The sequence below is a fragment of the Paenibacillus sp. MABNR03 genome, assembly GCF_050455445.1.
GTDB lineage: Bacteria > Bacillota > Bacilli > Paenibacillales > Paenibacillaceae > Paenibacillus > Paenibacillus xylanilyticus.
On record NZ_JBCIYR010000004.1, the window covers coordinates 216,852 to 233,451 of the forward strand.

Genomic DNA, 16,600 nt, shown 5'->3' on the forward strand with positions numbered 1-16,600 from the left:
AATAGACTGTCCACATGTGGATAAGTTTTTTTGGGCTGTTTCTGTGCTTAACTGTGTATATGTACAGAAGGAGCTGTTATTTTTCCGCAGCCCTCACATAGACGCGTTCTCCATGTCGCTCCACATCCACAGGTGCTTCAAAAAAGTCACTCAACACTTCAGCGTTCATCACCTCGGGGGTTAACCCGCTATTCACGACCTCACCCCGCCGCAGCAGGAGGCTGTGACTGAACACAGGCAGGATCTCTTCGGTATGGTGGGTCACGTAGATTAAGGAAGGAGAGTCCGGTCGCTGCGATAATTCGCTGATACTCTCCAGAAGCCGTTCTCTGGAGAACAGATCAAGCCCATTGCAGGGCTCGTCCAAAATGAGAACGCGCGGATTCGCCATGAGAGCTCTGGCAATAAGAAGTTTCTGCTTCTCACCCTGAGAACAGGTACGATATTCGCGATCCCACAGATGCTGACAGCCGAGCGTACGCATCAGTTCCCGGGCCTGATCCAGATCCTCATCCGAAAGTTTATCGTACAATCCGATCGTGGCATGTTTGCCGCTAATTACGACATATTGGGTACGGTCTGTGCCATGCAGCTTTTCTTGGAGAGAAGAGCTGACCCAGCCAATGGATTTACGCAGCTCGCGCAGGTCCACATCCCCATACTGATGTCCAAGTACCGATATCGTACCATCGGTTGGCCAGAGGTAACCGGTGATCATGTTGAGCAGCGTGGTCTTGCCGGATCCATTCAGGCCGAGCAGCGCCCAGTGTTCTCCATCGTTGACACGCCAGCTGACATCATTCAGCAGGGTGATCGGTCCTCTTTTCCAAGTCACATGTTGTACATCAATAATCATGGCGTATTCCTTCCTTCCGCGTTATCCGTGGTATATCCTGATTGTATTGTAGTCACAGGTATTTTAATGTTGTCAAGCCACTTGGACTTTGCTAAGATGGGGGAAATTTTGTGTAAACGTATTCATCATGCCGTGTGCAGACCTTTAAAATAAGGAGGCCAATTGTCATGAGAGAGCCTATATCCATAGTTAAGGGTACCCGATATTATACGGTTTCAGCGGATGGAAGCGGTGATTTCACTTCGATTCAGGCTGCGATTGAGGCCATACCAGACCCATGTGCCGAGAAGACCATTGTTCGTATCAAGCAAGGGATCTATTATGAAAAGCTGCACATTGAGAAGCCGATGGTTCATCTGATCGGTGAGGGAGCGGACCAAACGGTTATTTCGTATGATGATTATGCACTCAAAAAGTTCCCTGACGGGGAGTTCTATCATACCTTTCATTCCTATACGGCTTTTATCGGCGCGGATGATTTTACGGCAGAGGGGCTTTCCTTCGTCAATTCCGCCGGTCCCGGCAAGGATGTTGGGCAGGCCCTTGCCGTGTATGTGGATGGGGACCGGGCAGCTTTCCGTCGTTGCCGCTTTATCGGTCACCAGGATACCATCTTCACCGGGCCGCTGCCGGAACAGCCGATGAACCGGGCCTCTTTCGGAGGGCCGCGCGATGGTGCGGAGCGCCGGAGACTGCGTCAGTATTATGAGGATTGTTACATCGAAGGTGACATTGATTTTATTTTTGGCTCCGCTACAGCCGTATTCAAGGATTGTGAAGTCTTTGCCAAGAATCGTTTATCCAATCATGCTGCAGCAGAGGAGAAGGTGAATGGCTGGATTACTGCGGCCTCTACACCAGAAGACGTCCGTTACGGTTATGTCTTCATCGATTGTGCTCTTACCAGCAATGCACCTCCGCAATCGGTATATCTCGGCAGGCCGTGGCGAAATCATGCCAAGGTGTGTTTCCTGAACTGCTGGATTGGTGCTCATGTGAAGGAGGAGGGCTGGCATAACTGGAACAAGCCCGATGCGGAAGCCAGCGCGGTGTACACTGAATATAACAGTACCGGTCCGGGAGCAGGGAGTAGAACAGGGCGAGTGCCGTGGGCAACCATTCTGAATGAACAGCAGGCATCCGAGTATACGGTGTCTCACATCCTCTCCGGCACAGATGGCTGGCTTCCCTTTAGCTAACCTTATTGATTCGGATTCTGGGGTTCATGCCTTTGATCTTTATGGCAGGAATCTGCTGCAAGGCCGTCTTTCAAGTCCTTCATGGACTTGGCAGACGGCCTTTTTTTGCGTCATGTTAAATTTTTCGCCCCCCAAAAGCATAATTTATCCCTTATCTCATTTGCATTTTACTGATTAAATACAGATGAGGATCTGTAAATTCCCTGTAAAATCTGGATGTCATATTCTAAAAACACGAGCCAAGGGAAGGTCCGATGCCAAGAGAGAGGGGTGAGCAAAAACGTATATATAGATTATTGGTTCAGGCTCTTATCGTCGCAGATCACATGTAAGTGCACCCGTGAAGCTTTTGGAAGGTGAAAACAAGCTGAATACAGGAGGGATTTTGCTTGAATCAAGCTGTTCGATTCCGCCCGGTTATCATAATCGCTTTGGCATTTCTTCTGATCATTTCGTGGTTTGCACCGAGAGCAGACGCCGCCGCCGAGTGGCAGGCAGGTACCGCATACAAGAAGGGAGACCTAGTAACATATCAAAACAAAACGTATGAATGCATTCAGTCCCATACGGCTTTGACCGGATGGGAGCCTCCTCAAGTCCTTGCACTGTGGACATATGTAGGGGATGGCCCCGGCGAAGGAGGAGAGACGCCAGGTCCGGATACAACCCCACCTTCGGCCCCTGCAGGCTTAACCTCATCCTCTGTTACCGAGACCTCGGTCCGGCTTACCTGGAATGCATCCACGGATAATGTGGGGGTAACCGGATACGATGTGTACCGAAACGGTGCTCTCGTGGCGAGCACCACAGTTACAACGACTGCAATAAGCGGGCTGACGAGCGGCACTACGTATGCTTTTACAGTAAAAGCAAAAGATGCTGCAGGCAATGTGTCCGCTGTAAGCAATACCCTCAGCGTAACGACTTCCACCGGAGCTCCTAATCCGGGGCCAATCGGCAGCAAATGGCTAATTGGCTACTGGCACAACTTCGACAATGGCTCTACCAATCTTAGACTTCGCAACGTGTCCACAGCGTACGACATTATTAATGTCTCCTTTGCCGAACCGGTTTCACCCGGAAGCGGCACCCTTGCATTTACTCCCTATAACGCCACAGTAGCTGAATTCAAATCAGATATTGCCTACCTTCAGAGCCAGGGAAAAAAAGTGCTGCTTTCCATGGGAGGAGCAAACGGCACGATTGAGCTCACGGATGCAGGCAAGAAGCAGCAGTTCGAGGAGTCATTGAAATCCATCATTTCGACTTACGGCTTCAACGGCCTGGATATCGACCTTGAAGGAAGCTCCCTGTCTCTGAATGCGGGGGATACCGACTTCCGTAATCCGACAACACCCAAGATCGTTAATCTTATTCAGGGTGTGAAGGCAGTCAAGTCGCATTTCGGAGACGATTTCATTCTGACGGCTGCACCGGAGACGGCTTATGTTCAGGGTGGTTATTTGTCTTATGGCGGTCCTTGGGGAGCATACCTTCCCGTTATTCATGCCTTGCGTAATGATCTGACTTTACTCCACGTACAGCACTATAACAGTGGTTCCATGGTAGGACTTGATGGACGCTCCTATGCTCAAGGAACAGCAGATTTCCATGTTGCCATGGCCGAGATGCTGCTTCAAGGCTTTAATGTAGGCGGAAACGCCAATTCATTCTTTGGCCCTTTGCGTCCGGATCAGATTGCGATTGGTGTACCGGCATCCCAGCAGGCGGCAGGAGGAGGATATACAACACCAGCCGAGCTTCAGAAGGCTTTAAATTATCTGATCCAAGGTGTATCATACGGCGGCTCCTATACCCTGCGCCAGCCAGCAGGTTATCCGGACCTTAAGGGCATTATGACCTGGTCCATTAACTGGGATGCGTATACAAACAATCAGTTCTCGAACGCCCATCGTTCCTTCCTGAATGGTTTTAGCACGCAAATGACAAAGGAGGCTGTATACTAAATGCCAAATATAACTGCACACGCTGTTTTTAAGAAAACTGCAAAGTTTTTCCTCGGTCTGTCCCTGCTCTTATCTGTCATAATCCCTTCATTTACGCTCCAATCACGAACGGCTGAAGCCGCAGATGGTTATAAAATTGTCGGTTACTATCCTGCCTGGGCTGCGTACGGAAGAAGCTACAATGTAACCGATATTGATCCCAGCAAAGTGACGCATATCAACTATGCCTTTGCCGATATTTGCTGGAACGGGATTCATGGGAATCCGGATCCCTCAGGACCCAATCCCGTGACCTGGAGCTGCCAGGATGAGAAAAGCCAGCCGATCAATGTGCCGAACGGAACGATTGTGCTTGGCGATCCATGGATTGATACAGGCAAACAATTTGCAGGCGACACATGGGATCAGCCCTATGCAGGGAATATCAATCAGCTTAACAAGCTGAAACAGATCAATCCAAATTTGAAAACGATCATCTCCGTTGGAGGATGGACGTGGTCCAACCGCTTCTCCGATGTAGCCGCGACAGCAGCAACCCGTGAGGTCTTTGCGAACTCTGCCGTTGATTTCCTGCGGAAATACAACTTTGACGGGGTGGATCTCGACTGGGAATACCCGGTATCAGGCGGGCTCGACGGTAACAGTAAACGTCCTGAAGATAAGCAGAACTATACCCTGCTCCTAAGCAAAATCCGCGAAAAGCTGGATGCGGCAGAAGCCGTTGACGGCAAAGAGTACCTGCTTACGATTGCCAGTGGAGCATCTCCAACCTATGCTGCCAATACGGAGCTTGCGAATATCGCCTCCATTGTCGATTGGATTAACATCATGACATATGATTTTAACGGGGCTTGGCAGAAAATCAGCGCACACAATGCACCTTTGAATGCCGACCCTGCAGCTGCAAACGCCGGAATACCGGACGTGGATACCTTTAACGTGACTGCCGGAGCACAAGGCCATCTGAATGCAGGCGTACCGGCCGCCAAGCTGGTGCTGGGGGTTCCATTTTACGGCCGCGGCTGGGATGGATGCGCACAGGCCAATAACGGCCAGTACCAGACGTGCTCGGGTGGTTCTTCCATAGGGACTTGGGAAGCAGGTTCCTTTGACTTCTATGACTTGGAGGCCAATTACATTAACAAAAACGGGTATACGCGTTACTGGAACGATACAGCCAAAGTGCCATATCTCTATAATGCCTCCAACAAGCGTTTTATCAGCTATGATGATGCGGAGTCCATCGGGCATAAGACTGCTTATATCAAGAGCATGGGACTTGGCGGGGCGATGTTCTGGGAGCTCAGCGGTGACCGCAACAAGACATTGCAAAACAAGCTGAAATCGGATCTGTCTACCGGGGGCACAACTCCACCCGCAGATAAGACAGCACCGAGCATACCGGGCAATGCCCGCTCTACAGGAGTGACGGCAAGCTCGGTAACCTTGGCCTGGAACGCTTCGACGGATAACGTTGGCGTTACCGGTTATAACGTCTACAATGGCGCTAATCTTGCGACTTCCGTTACCGGAACGACCGCAACCATCAATGGACTTGCAGTGGGCACTTCCTATACCTTTACCGTAAAAGCAAAGGATGCGGCAGGTAATCTGTCTGCAGCCAGTAATAGCGTAACCGTAAGCACTACAGCTCAGCCAGGAGGAGATACGCAGGCACCAACTGCGCCAACGAACCTTGTCTCGACGGGGCAAACCTCCTCCAGCATAACGCTTAGCTGGACGGCATCCACTGACAATGTTGGTGTAACGGCGTATGAGGTGTACAACGGATCGGTGCTCGCGACAACTGTCAACGGAACGACGGCAGCAATTAGCGGGCTCGCGGCCGATACCTCGTATACATTTACGGTGAAAGCAAAGGATGCTGCGGGTAATGTGTCTGCTGCAAGCAGTGCTCTGACCGTGAAAACTGCTGCCAGTACGACGAATCCCGGCGTTTCCGCCTGGCAGGCTAATACGGCCTACACGGTAGGGCAGCTGGTGACGTATAACGGCAAGACGTATAAATGTTTGCAGTCCCATACCTCCTTACCGGGGTGGGAACCTTCCAATGTTGCCGCTTTGTGGCAGCTTCAATAGTTAAATAGGTGATTGCAGAGGCCACTCCCGGCCACAGGAGTGGCCTCTTTGTGGTTATGCTTCTCTATAAGAGTAGTATGATATGTCCATATCAGAAAAAGCCTCCGCACTCCCGCAATATGGCGAGGAGTATGGAGGCTTATATGTGTTTCATTTTAGAAGTCGAAGTTATCCGGGTCTGGTCCCACACGAACATCTTCATTGAGAGCGCTGATCCGATTCATCTCATCGTTGGACAATTCAAAGTCGAAGATGGAGGAGTTCTCCACAATCCGATTTTCCTTGGTGGATTTCGGAATGGTAATGACACCGTTCTGCAGATCCCAACGCAGGATGACTTGTGCCACGGATTTGCCTTTGGCCGAAGCAATCTCAGTGATTACCGGGTTGTCCAGCAGCTGACCCTGCATCAGCGGTGACCATGCTTCAAGCTGAATGCCATGCTTTTCACAGAAGGCTTTGAGCTCCACCTGAGTAAGACGAGGGTGATATTCCACCTGGTTAACCATCGGTTTCACTTTTGCATCCTGCATTAGATCTTCAAGATGATGAATCTGGAAGTTGCTAACGCCAATGGCTTTGATTCGGCCTGCTTCGTACAGCTCCTCCATCGCTTTCCATGCACCTTTGTATTTGCCTGCTTTTGGCCAGTGAATCAGATACAGATCCAGATATTCCAATCCCAGTTTGTTCAGTGTAGTATCAAAAGCCGCGAGTGTCTCTTCATATCCAAGATCTGCGTTCCATACTTTGGACGTCACAAACAATTCTTCGCGTTTCAGGTTGTTCTCTTTCAATGCTTCGGCAATCGCTTGTCCGACACCGGATTCATTGCCATATATTGCGGCAGTATCAATGCTGCGGTAGCCGTGCTGGATCGCTTTTTTGACTGCCTCTATTAATTCTGAACCTTCTTCTACCTTAAATACGCCAAGTCCAAACCAAGGCATTTGAACGCCGTTATGCAGAGCGACTGTGGATTGTAAATGTTGTGCTGTCATGAGATGTCCTCCTAGTGTATATCATAATTTGTTTAGTGATTCTCGAATAACATTAATCTGATCCTGCAAAATTAAATCAGGGTAGATTAAATAGGGCTCAACGTACTATAGTATAATACAATACCATGTGAAACCGGTTCCCTTAAACCAGGGTTATGAACCCACGAACCTGAGCAGTCTGAAAACGCAGTGTTTCGAACTTTCCTGTTTTTATTCAGACCATTATGCAGCAGGCGACCTGCGCTCTAATGCTCTTGCCCATCCCGTAAGGAGTACAGCAGCAAGAACCATGATTGCACCGACCCATGTCGTGTGCACCAAACCAATGGAATCGGTGATGACCCCGCCCAAATATGCACCTATGGCGATACCTGCGTTAAAGGCAGCGATATTGAAGGCAGATGCCACATCTTTAGCCTGAGGAGCATACCGTTCGGCAAGTGTCACGACATACATTTGTAGACCAGGTACATTCATGAAGGCCAGCAGACCCATTCCGATAATGGTGAGTAATGCTGCGAGCTTGAATGGGACGGTAAAGTACAGTATGCCCAGAATGATGGTCTGAACGATAAACATATAGAATAGTGCCTTCAGCGGATTACGGTTGGCCGCTTTGCCGCCGATAATGTTACCAATGGCAATGGCGATCCCGTATAACAGCAGAATGGCTGCTACGGTTTTCTCGGAATATCCGCTAATGTCATGCAGAAGCGGGGACAGGTAGGTAAAGACAACAAATGTACCTCCATATCCGACAGCTGTAATGGCAAAGGCAAGCAGCAGTCGTCCACCCGTTACAAGCTTTAGCTGGTCGCGGAATGCCGTGCGTGTTCCACGCTGCAGGGTGGAAGGAACGAGTATCATATTCCCGATCAATGCAATGATGCCCACGACAACGATGAGAATAAAGGCAGCGCGCCAGCCTAAGTGTTGACCAATTAGTGTACCGAGGGGTACCCCGGTGACGGTGGCGATGGTCAGCCCCGAGAACATAATGGCAATCGCGCTGGCGCGGCGGTTTGCAGGCACAAGATCAGCCGCAATGGTGGAACCAATCGACATAAATACCCCGTGTGACAGTGCCGAAATGATTCGGGCTATCAGCAGCAATGTAATGCCGCTGGATAGTGCGGCCATCGTGTTACCTGCAATGAAAACCACCATGATGGCCATCAACAGTGTCTTGCGTGACACGGTTGAAGTTAATGAGGTCAGGATGGGCGCTCCGAATGTCACACCCAAAGCATATAAAGTAACGGTCAATCCCGCTGTAGTGACGGAAATGCCCAGGTCACCCGCAATAAGGGGCAGCAGCCCAACACTGATGAATTCTGTGGTGCCGATGGCGAACGCACTGATGGCGAGCGCCAGCAGCGCCCACGTGCTGCGTTTGGAATCTTGTAACATGTCTTGCTCAACTCCCCAGAATGTAGATTTACGTACCGGCAAATGCTATTATGAATTATTCGGTATAAAATGAATAGTACGTACTTTTTAGTACCATACGTACTTTTTGGTGCCTATATAGCTTTGCTTGATTACAATTCAAATCCATTAGGGGAGGAAGCATATTATGATCAGAAAAAAATACAATATCTCGGTCGAGGCTACACTTGAGGTTATCGGTGGCAAGTGGAAGTGTGTCATTCTCTGTCATCTTACGCACGGCAAAAAACGCACCAGCGATCTTAAGCGTATTATGCCCGCCATTACCCAAAAGATGTTGACGCAGCAGCTGCGTGAGCTTGAAGATGACGGTATCGTGAATCGGATCGTCTATAACCAGGTCCCACCTAAGGTAGAGTATGAACTGAGTGAGTATGGACAAAGTTTGGAACCTATTCTTAATGCACTATGCAATTGGGGAGAGCAGCATATCGTGAAGGAGTATGGGGACAAAGCAGCCGTGCTGGAGGACAATGGATTAAACCATTTTGATTCGGATGAGAACAAGGAGCTGATCAAGCAATGAATTATGAGATATTGCATGAGGGTGCTTTTGCCATGCTCAAGGTTCGTTTGCAGCGTGGAGAACGATTCAAGGCAGAGAGTGGTGCCATGGTCTCCATGACACCAACGGTTCAGCTGAAAGGATCCGCAGAAGGCGGCATGTTTGCCGGATTCGGACGAATGATCAGTGGTGAGAAGTTCTTTTTTCAGGAGTTAACCGCTGCAGGAGGGCCTGCAGAGATTTTGCTGTCACCTACCAGCATGGGGGATGTGGAAGCTGTTGAATTGGATGGTTCCTATTCGCTTTATGTACAAAAGGATGGATTTCTGGCCGGGACAGAAGGTATCCAGGTGAACAGCAAAATGCAGAATTTGAAAAAGGGACTCTTTTCGGGAGAGGGTTTCTTCATCATTGAGATCAGCGGGAAAGGCACGGTATTTCTGTCCTCCTACGGTGCCATTCATGCCATTCATCTGGCAGCAGGAGAAGAAGTAATAGTAGATAACGCGCACTTGGTTGCCTGGCCCAAATATATGGAGTATCATATCGAAAAAGCATCGCAGGGGTGGTTATCCAGTGTAACCAGTGGTGAAGGGCTGGTATGCCGATTCAGAGGTGAGGGCACGGTCCTGATCCAGAGCCGCAATCCGCAGGGGTTCGGACAATGGGTGAAGCAATTCATCCCTTCACGTTAACGATTAGACAGCATTCTGTTTTCTCTGGAGTGCAAAGCATAAAAGAAGTCTCAAGGCAACAGTGATGGAGGAATTAACGAGATGAGTTCACAGTATAAAAATGCACACGAAAGTCCAGGACACCTGCTGTGGCAGGTCACAACGATGTGGCAGAAAGAAGTGCGCAGGGCGCTTGATCCATTGGGACTAACTCCGCCACAATTTGTACTTTTGCATGGCTGCTTATGGCTGAATGAAAGGGACACAGAAGGGAAAGGCGTTACCCAGGTTCAGCTTGCGCATTTTGCCAACGTGGATGTGAATGTGACCTCCCAGGTTCTTCGAGCGCTTGAAAAGCGGGGATTGATCCATCGCAGTAGGCACCGGACCGATACCCGTGCGAACATTATTACCACAACGCCGGAAGGCACGGAACTGGCCAATCAGGGAATTCAGCTTGTTGAAGAGGCCGACAGACAATTCTTTGACCTGGTAAGTGATCGTAAGGAAGAGTATATGGACATCATGCGAGAGTTTATCAAAAATAAATCGGAATAATAAATTGAGTCATGCTGTCATGCTTATAAAAATGATATACCTAGCGAAGCAAGGTGAAATGAATTGACGCCTGCTACATACCAATATTGAAAACCTCCCAGACCATGAGCCGGGAGGTTTTTTATTGGTTTTTTTAATTCAGTCGATACGAGGCAAAAGGCTCACCATGACGGAACGAGTCGCTAAGTTGATCCAACTCTGCGATCATGTCATGTGTGAGTTCCAGGTTCAAACTAGCCAGGTTATGCTCAAGCTGCTCGGTACGCGTGGCGCCAACAATAACCGTTGAAACGGCTGGACGAGCCAGCAGCCATGCGAGCGACAGAACACTTGGAGAGCAACCGAATTCAGATGCTTTCTCGCTTACCTGCTCGCCTAATCTGATATTATGCTCCAGCAGGAACCGGTTGAAGGATGGATCGGTATCCGCTCGGGAACCTGAAGGTATGCCGTTCTGTCCGTTATATTTGCCCGTCAGAATGCCACCTGCGAGCGGGAAATACGGGATGATGCCGACGCCCTGATCCAGGCACATTGGTACAAGTTCAAGCTCAGGTGTACGGTCTGCCAGGGAGTAGCTGGTTTGAGTGGAAATATAGCGCACATGCCCTTTCAATTCGCTGGTGCCGAGAGCTTTCATGAGTTCCCAGGCTGCATAGTTGGAGGCGCCGATATAGCGAACTTTACCAGAGGAGACCATGTCATCCAGTGTTCGCAAGGTTTCCTCCAGCGGAGTATGCGGATCAAATGTGTGAATTTGATACAGATCCACGTAATCCGTCTGCAGACGCCGGAGGCTCTGTTCCAATTCTTGCTGCAAATGATAGCGGGAGGAACCCCGCCCATGAGGACCATCATGCCGGGGAAGTCCGGCTTTGGTGGCAAGCACTACGTTTTCCCGCCGACCCTGCAGGGCCTGTCCAATAATGCGTTCGGATTCGGTTCCGGCGTAGATGTTGGCGGTATCGATAAAGTTGATTCCCTGATCCAGCGCTGCATGAATAATACGTGTCGAAGCCTCGTCATCCGCGCGTTTGCCAAAGGCATTCGTACCGAGTCCAAGTGCAGATACACGCAAACCACTATTGCCCAAACGTCGATATTCCATTTTTCATCGCTCCCTCTGTGTCAGTTCTTGTATAGCAGATTATAACGTAATCTATTGAAAACGTGTTATTAATATAGTTAAATGATTCTAAGAACCCGTTATTAAAGGAGACATGATGGAAAACAGTGCTGCACATTTAACCCGCCGGAAGCCGAAGAAACCGAAGAAGAGATGGAAGAAACCCCTAATCATTACACTTAGTGTACTGATCGTGCTGGGAGGACTCGGATATGTCTACCAAAAACAGCTTGTCCTGCTGGCATTTGAACTATTTGCCTCAGGTACGGTGAAGGAAGCGCTGGACGATTCCTACAAGCCGGTTGGAGACCAGGATGCGGAAGCCCCTGTAGTGCAACATACCGTTCCGTTCTCGCTGCTGCTGCTGGGGATTGATCAACGGGATAATGAACCAAGCCGTTCGGATACAATGATCTATTCCGTCGTGCGTCCGGACGACAATAAAGTGCTGCTGCTGTCCATTCCGCGAGACTCCTATACCGAGATTGTCGGGCGGGATGTGAAGTCGAAGATTAATTCAGCCTATGCCCATGGCGAAGCCAAGATGGCAATGGATACGGTGGAGAATTTGCTGGGAAACAAAGTGGACTTCTATGCCGCGATTAATTTTAACGGACTTAAGGATATTGTTGATGCGGTTGGCGGCGTTGAACTGCCGATTAAGAAAAATATTGAGAACAAACTCAAAAGTCATGAGAAGCTGTTTGTGGAAGCGAACAAACCCATCTATAGCGGCGAAGAAGCGCTGGGTTATGTAAGATACCGGGAGGACTCCGACTTTAACCGGACGATGCGTCACCGGATTTTCTTAAGTGCATTCATGAATCGTGCGTTAGAGGTCAAAAATCTGACCAAGATCCCGGACGTCATCAAGATTGCCGGATCGAATTTTACAACGAATATGAGCTCGGATTTCATCGTGAACTTTGCCGAGTCCTTATATATGAAAGACAGCGCGCCAACGATCAGCAACTACATGCTGAAGGGTGAAGGCGCAACCCGCAGTGGCACATGGTACTATGATCTGTCGGAGGACGATCTGCAGCATGTGCGGACCATGCTGAGCAATTGGCTGGATCCGGATGCTACCGATATTATGGAGCCAGAGTCAGCGAATGAGAACGAAGCGGCTTAGAGCCGTCCGGATTGTAAAATAGTTCTGATGTAAACCCCGAGAGGCGAATGGCTTCCGGGGTTTTTGCTGTGTAGTAATGAAATATAGGCGGATAAATGGATATAACGAACTTTTGGCTCATCTTATCGCATATCTATAGTAAAATATAGGGAAACAAATCAACATCGACCAACGGAGGAAGCTTATGAAGGACTTCAAAGATCGACTTCGCCAGGTTCAGGAACAGCAGAGGCAGCTGGTGAAAGAATATAATTCCCTGCTTCAGGACTATCAGTCCGATGACCTGATCGTGCAGAATGAACAGCTTCATGAGCAGGTTGAAGCTCATAAGCAGAAGCTGCATCAGCTGGAGACGCGTGCACGCAAGATGGAGGAGGAGAATGCCCGTCTTCGAATGGCTCTATCCGAACAGATGCTGGATGAGAAACTGAACCTCATTCGGGTATCACAGGAGAAGATGGAGACGTACTTTCGCGGAAAGACGGGTGTACATAATGACCGGCTGGAAGCTCATGAACATCGTACCAAAATAAACATGAATGCCTTATTCAACAAAGCTTCAGAAGAGCTTCAGGGAGATGCCGATGAGTTTAAGGAGAGAATTGCTTATCTGGCTGCAGAGGTAAAGGAACGAATCGAATTACACCGACAAACGCTATGGGAACGGGAAGAAGCGGTACGTCAGCAGATGAAGCATGGCTACGAGCATATGGCGGAGGAAGGCTTGAGTGAAGAGACCATTCAGCGCCGGATTCGCCAGAACCGAATGGAGATGAAGATTGGACTAAGCTGGATCAATAAGGTTGCCATTCTGCTTATTATTCTCGGCGTTGGCGCAGCATTCCAGTATTCGTACTCTACCTGGTTCAATGATGAGATGAAAGGCGGCGCCTTCTTCCTGCTTGGTGTGCTGATGCTTGCCGGGGGAGAGTGGCTGTTTCGGCGCAAGCATCAGACATTTGCAATGGGATTGCTTGGCGGCGGAATCTCCGTTCTGTTCGGCTCCATTTTCTACAGTTATTTTCTGCTCCATATTATCGGTTTATATACGGGTCTTGGACTATCTGTGCTCGTTTCGGCGGTGTCTGTCCTGCTGTCACTAAGATATCAGTCCAGGACGATCTGCTCGCTGGGTCTGGTGGGTGGTTATCTGCCCCTGTTCTCGTATATGGCCTACTTCGGTCTTAGCGGAAATTCTGTGTACGTGGCCATGATTTATTTGCTGCTGCTTAACGGCATTATTGTACTCATATCCTTCGGCAAACGCTGGCCGATCGTGCATTACATCAGTTTTCTGTTCAATACACCGTCCATGTTAATCCTTTTGTGGCTTTCGCCAAGCCACGTTGTGGGCATGGGATATGCTGTTGTTACGTTTGCGCTGTATCTGGGCATTACCCTCGCGTATCCATTCAAGCATCGGGTGAAATTGACCTGGTGGGACTTTGCCCTGCTGGCCATGAATACAAGCATCAGCTGCCTGATGCTGTATGTGCTCTTTGACGCCGAAGGCTGGGATGACGCGCAAGGCTTGCTGGCGCTTATATTCTGCCTGGTTTATTTTGGGCTTGCCCGATGGGTACAGCGCAATATGGTTCAGGAGAAGCAAACGCTGCTTTTGTTCTACATCACATCCCTGACCTTTGCCATTCTGATGATCCCGTTCCAGTTTGGGGCGAAGTGGCTGTCCATGGGCTGGCTCATCGAGGGTATTCTGCTGGTTATGTTAGGTCATTTGAAGGGGTTCAGGTCGGTCGAACGTGCGGGATGGGGCGTTGTGCTTCTGTGCGTGTTCACCTTCGTATATTATGATGTGCTGGTGTTGTACATGGTGGGAGAGCAGTCTTATTTTATGCTAAAATACTCCTGCATTACGCTGGGTGCCCTATTCATTACCCTGTATTATGCCATGGTTGGCAGGGGGTTTTTGTCCAAAGCCAAGATTCAACACAGTGTGCTGGAACTTGGCACTCTGAATATATTCAAATACGCTACCCTCGGCAATCTGTGGTTGTACGTTCTGTACGAATCGAATGAGCTGTATACCCGTGCGGTCGAAGGGACGTTCTTGCTTTACTTGTTCTACAAATGGCTGATGTTCGCTGCACTGACTATCGCACTGGCGTATGGCTTAAGTAAAGCAAAAGTACTCTATGACCGGATTGTGCAGTATTACACAACCTTTCTGCATGCAGCAGGCTGCTGTATTGCACTGGCAGTAACGTTATCCATGCCGGCACTTGAGCCGGGAGCTCAGCAGCATTCGGCAGCAGAAATTGTGGGACTGCTGGTTCTGATTATTTTTAATGTCGGTGTATTCTTCGCGGGAAGAGATCTGTTGATTGCAGGCATACGCGGGCAGTTCAAAAGTGTCGAGTGGTATCCCGTCATTGCAGGCGTTTATCTGCTGGGTGTCATCACCGTCTTTCTGACAGTGCAGTTCCAGTGGGGAGATATTGGTCTGATGTTCAGTTTGGTATACCTGCTGCTCGCCATCCTGTACATCGCATATGGATTCCGCAGAAGGTACGTCATGATTCGTCGTCTCGGACTGGGCCTGACGTTGTTCTCCACGGGGAAAATGGTGTTCTACGATGTCAGTCTGCTGACAACGGGCAGCAAAATTATCGCCTATTTTAGCTTCGGTGTGTTGTTGCTGGGCATTTCCTATCTGTATCAGAAGGTATCCAGCAGAATGGAGGAGGTTCAGGCCAGAGAGACATCGCGGGCGGAAGAGCCGGATCGGTCTGAGGAAGAGGAAGAAAAGTACTGAATATAAACAAATGCCAGGCAATAATCCCTTTTTTCCTATTGAAACCAAACAGGCCTCTTGCCGCTGTGCTGTCAGCGTTCAAGGGGCTTCTTCATGTGGGTCTGCGCGATAGGCGAGCAGAGACTCTTATTTTATAATCATGATGATTATGACATTGGTGAAACGTTTTTTACATAGACCGCGTTATAATAGAATAAGCCTATGGCTGGGTGTTCAGATGCAACCATGATGTTTCGGTAGCGGGTGTGCTGTTCAGCGATTCTCCGGGTTCATCCGTCATTCGTGACAGTACGGTTAGTGTAATGGACAGGGCAAAGGCGAGCAGCACATATATGAAAATGTTCTTTTTGTTCATGTAAGATACCTCTCTTGTTGATTAAGCTGGATGGAAGACCGTTATGAGAAAAAAGGCACAACGTCTGGTATAGTAGAGAAAAGCATACAACGATGCCTGTATACACTATATAAATCGTCAGGAATGTAAACAATGGAACAAATCTGATGAAATTATCATTATTCATGAACAAGTCATAGAGATCGAGCGAAATTCGAAGGTGGGAGATTAACATGCGGGAGACGGCAAAAATCGTCATTCGTACACCTGGGCAGGAAAGCGATGGTTCATTTGCTTATGTAAGCCTGGGTCGTTCCATAACGGTGGGACGTTACACGGGTGGCGGTGAATCGGACTTGTCCGTGTATAATCAGCTGATATCGAAGCGGCACTGCCGCATTCATTATGATGCACAGCATCAGCTGTGGATTGAGGATCTGGATAGCAAAAATGGAACCGAATTAAACGGGCAGCGGCTCGTTCCCTATGAGAAATACCCGTTTGGCGAAGGAGACAGCCTGACCATGGTCAATGGCTTGATCCAGCTTCGCATGGAAGGTGATCTCGAAGAAACGCGTGAATACCGTATATCCGACCTGCTCGGCGAGGGCGTCCGGGTACATGATCATCTGCAGACCGTACAGATTGGCGAGGTGGAAATCCCGCTGTCGAAGAAGGAGTTCCAGCTGTTCAAGCTGCTGTATAGTCAATTGGATCATTTTGTGACGAGAGAGCAGATTGTCGGCCAAGTATGGCCTGAACGAAGCATGCTGGAGAGTGATTCGGTAGGGATCGATGAGATTAATTCATTGATCTATCGGACCAATCGCAAGTTGGGTGTTCATTTTACGATTAAATCCGTCTACAAAAAGGGTGTATACATGAAGTCTCATGTGCCTAACGTAATGGGTGGCATGATGTAA

General features: G+C 49.1%; 14 protein-coding genes. 9 read left to right on the forward strand and 5 right to left on the reverse strand.

Annotated features, from left to right (window positions below):
* Positions 1 to 76: 76 nt before the first annotated feature.
* Positions 77 to 856, reverse strand: coding sequence for an ABC transporter ATP-binding protein (locus tag AAIH57_RS20740; protein ID WP_430022847.1), 780 nt, complete (start codon positions 854 to 856; stop codon positions 77 to 79).
* A 167-nt stretch (positions 857 to 1,023) separates the two neighbouring features.
* On the opposite strand from AAIH57_RS20740, the gene AAIH57_RS20745 reads away from it, so the two are divergent.
* From AAIH57_RS20745 to AAIH57_RS20755, 3 genes are all read left to right on the forward strand, one after another.
* Complete coding sequence (locus AAIH57_RS20745; RefSeq protein ID WP_430022848.1) at positions 1,024 to 2,055, forward strand: pectinesterase family protein; 1,032 nt, start codon at positions 1,024 to 1,026, stop codon at positions 2,053 to 2,055.
* Positions 2,056 to 2,444: 389 nt separating this feature from the next.
* Positions 2,445 to 4,022 carry a chitinase gene (locus AAIH57_RS20750; RefSeq protein WP_430022849.1) on the forward strand — a complete coding sequence of 526 codons (1,578 nt, stop codon included), beginning with the start codon at positions 2,445 to 2,447 and terminating at the stop codon, positions 4,020 to 4,022.
* Complete coding sequence (locus tag AAIH57_RS20755; RefSeq protein WP_430022850.1) at positions 4,023 to 6,122, forward strand: glycosyl hydrolase family 18 protein; 2,100 nt, start codon at positions 4,023 to 4,025, stop codon at positions 6,120 to 6,122.
* Between the two features lie 155 nt (positions 6,123 to 6,277).
* Here AAIH57_RS20755 and AAIH57_RS20760 read toward each other — a convergent pair whose 3' ends face one another.
* Together AAIH57_RS20760 and AAIH57_RS20765 are read right to left on the reverse strand one after the other, a co-directional pair.
* Entirely contained in the window at positions 6,278 to 7,123 is an 846-nt protein-coding gene (locus tag AAIH57_RS20760) for an aldo/keto reductase (RefSeq protein ID WP_430022851.1), read from the reverse strand.
* Positions 7,124 to 7,345: 222 nt separating this feature from the next.
* On the reverse strand, positions 7,346 to 8,533 hold the full coding sequence (locus tag AAIH57_RS20765) for an MFS transporter (RefSeq protein ID WP_430022852.1): 1,188 nt from the start codon (positions 8,531 to 8,533) through the stop codon (positions 7,346 to 7,348).
* Between the two features lie 166 nt (positions 8,534 to 8,699).
* Here AAIH57_RS20765 and AAIH57_RS20770 point away from each other — a divergent pair, with 166 nt between their 5' ends.
* The 3 genes from AAIH57_RS20770 to AAIH57_RS20780 all read left to right on the forward strand — a co-directional run bounded on the left by AAIH57_RS20770 (position 8,700) and on the right by AAIH57_RS20780 (position 10,309).
* Positions 8,700 to 9,098 carry a winged helix-turn-helix transcriptional regulator gene (locus AAIH57_RS20770; protein ID WP_175396925.1) on the forward strand — a complete coding sequence of 133 codons (399 nt, stop codon included), beginning with the start codon at positions 8,700 to 8,702 and terminating at the stop codon, positions 9,096 to 9,098.
* Positions 9,095 to 9,772 carry a TIGR00266 family protein gene (locus tag AAIH57_RS20775; protein WP_430022853.1) on the forward strand — a complete coding sequence of 226 codons (678 nt, stop codon included), beginning with the start codon at positions 9,095 to 9,097 and terminating at the stop codon, positions 9,770 to 9,772. Before AAIH57_RS20770 ends, AAIH57_RS20775 begins: the two co-directional genes overlap by 4 nt.
* 81 nt (positions 9,773 to 9,853) lie before the next feature.
* A complete protein-coding gene (locus AAIH57_RS20780) occupies positions 9,854 to 10,309 on the forward strand; it encodes a MarR family winged helix-turn-helix transcriptional regulator (RefSeq protein ID WP_175396923.1) in 456 nt (151 codons plus the stop codon).
* 133 nt (positions 10,310 to 10,442) lie between these two features.
* On the opposite strand, the gene AAIH57_RS20785 is transcribed toward AAIH57_RS20780, so the two are convergent.
* The gene (locus AAIH57_RS20785) at positions 10,443 to 11,417 is read right to left on the reverse strand and encodes an aldo/keto reductase (RefSeq protein WP_430022854.1); all 975 of its coding nucleotides are present in this window, start codon (positions 11,415 to 11,417) and stop codon (positions 10,443 to 10,445) included.
* 112 nt (positions 11,418 to 11,529) lie between these two features.
* Between AAIH57_RS20785 and AAIH57_RS20790 the strand changes: the two genes are divergently transcribed.
* A complete protein-coding gene (locus AAIH57_RS20790; protein WP_430022855.1) occupies positions 11,530 to 12,570 on the forward strand; it encodes an LCP family protein in 1,041 nt (346 codons plus the stop codon).
* Between the two features lie 184 nt (positions 12,571 to 12,754).
* On the forward strand, positions 12,755 to 15,343 hold the full coding sequence (locus AAIH57_RS20795) for a DUF2339 domain-containing protein (protein ID WP_430022856.1): 2,589 nt from the start codon (positions 12,755 to 12,757) through the stop codon (positions 15,341 to 15,343).
* A gap of 199 nt (positions 15,344 to 15,542) precedes the next feature.
* Here AAIH57_RS20795 and AAIH57_RS20800 read toward each other — a convergent pair whose 3' ends face one another.
* Complete coding sequence (locus AAIH57_RS20800; RefSeq protein ID WP_175396920.1) at positions 15,543 to 15,698, reverse strand: hypothetical protein; 156 nt, start codon at positions 15,696 to 15,698, stop codon at positions 15,543 to 15,545.
* Positions 15,699 to 15,910: 212 nt separating this feature from the next.
* On the opposite strand from AAIH57_RS20800, the gene AAIH57_RS20805 reads away from it, so the two are divergent.
* A complete protein-coding gene (locus AAIH57_RS20805; RefSeq protein WP_175396919.1) occupies positions 15,911 to 16,600 on the forward strand; it encodes an FHA domain-containing protein in 690 nt (229 codons plus the stop codon).